Consider the following 1,134-nt stretch of genomic DNA (forward strand, 5'->3'; position numbering starts at 1 on the left):
GATGCGCCAAAACGCCCGCACTCGCAGTCTGCGGCACCGCTATAAACGCGCCGCCCGCTAAGGCCGCAGCCAAAACGATAGAACCGAAAAAATTCTTACGCATATTCGCTCCTTTTGGATAAATTTAGCTAATTTTACTACTACCAAATCACATAATAATCATACTAGCTTTAAACTTTACTTAAATATCAAATTTAAAGCTAAGTTTTAATAAAAAGGATTAAATTTTAAAACGAGAGCGAGCCGGATAACGGGTCAAATTTTGATATAATTAGCCCGAATTTATCAAATTTAAGGAGAAAAAAATGCCTTTCATAAACGTCAAAATGGCAGGCCCGGAGCCGACAAAAGAGCAAAAGCAAAAGCTGGTCGAGGAGATGACCGACACTATGGTGCGCGTGCTGGGCAAAAACCGCGAGCGAGTGCAAATTTATATCGAAACATACGACGCAAGTTCGATAGGCTCGGGCGGCAAGACGCTTGAGGAGATTAGAAAGGAGCAAAAATGAGCGAATTTTCAAAAGAGGACCTAGAGCGCAAGATCACGCTAGCAGCGGGTGATACGGCGCCAAATTTCACTCTAGAAAACAGCGACGGCGTTAGCATCAGCCTAAAAGACTTCGTCGGCAAAAACGTCGTGCTGTATTTTTACCCAAAAGACAACACCCCCGGCTGCACGACCGAAGCATGCGAATTTAGCGCACTTTACGACGATTTTATCGCTAAAGACACCGTGATCGTGGGCGTTAGTCCCGATAGCGTCAAATCACACGCGGGCTTTGCGCAAAAACAGAACCTAAAACACATCCTACTAAGCGATCCTGCGCACGAAGTCGCCAAACTCTACGGCGTCTGGCAGGTCAAGAAAAACTACGGCAAAGAGTATCTGGGTATCGTGCGCTCAACCTTTGTGATCGGCAAAGACGGCAAGATCGCGAAGGTGTATAAGAGCGTGAAGGCAAAGGAGCATGCGGCGAAGGTTCTCGCCGATCTAGTTAAATAAATTTGCTTGGCGGCTTGTCTCGCGAGCGCTTTTAAATGATTTTTGCTTCGCTACACTCGCAACTCTGTAAGCAGAACGTAAATTTCGCCCTGCGACAGACTATATGTCTAGTCTTGGGACGAAATTTACTT

The 1,134-nt window shown here is 45.9% G+C and carries 2 protein-coding genes; both read left to right on the forward strand.

The window, feature by feature from the left end:
- The first annotated feature begins 305 nt into the window (after positions 1-305).
- The gene (locus Q0394_RS04925; RefSeq protein ID WP_002949321.1) at positions 306-509 is read left to right on the forward strand and encodes a 4-oxalocrotonate tautomerase family protein; all 204 of its coding nucleotides are present in this window, start codon (positions 306-308) and stop codon (positions 507-509) included.
- Positions 506-1,003 carry a thioredoxin-dependent thiol peroxidase gene (gene bcp / locus Q0394_RS04930; RefSeq protein ID WP_298945769.1) on the forward strand — a complete coding sequence of 166 codons (498 nt, stop codon included), beginning with the start codon at positions 506-508 and terminating at the stop codon, positions 1,001-1,003. The genes Q0394_RS04925 and bcp overlap by 4 nt, the downstream gene beginning before the upstream one ends.
- The last annotated feature ends 131 nt before the right edge of the window (positions 1,004-1,134 follow it).

The organism is uncultured Campylobacter sp. (genome assembly GCF_938039205.1).
In the GTDB taxonomy this organism is placed as follows: domain Bacteria; phylum Campylobacterota; class Campylobacteria; order Campylobacterales; family Campylobacteraceae; genus Campylobacter_A.

Coding starts and splice junctions, on each gene's coding strand:
- Q0394_RS04925 (WP_002949321.1), top strand. CDS start 306: ATGCCTTTCATAAACGTCAAAATGGCAGGCCCGGAGCCGACAAAAGAG.
- bcp (WP_298945769.1), top strand. CDS start 506: ATGAGCGAATTTTCAAAAGAGGACCTAGAGCGCAAGATCACGCTAGCA.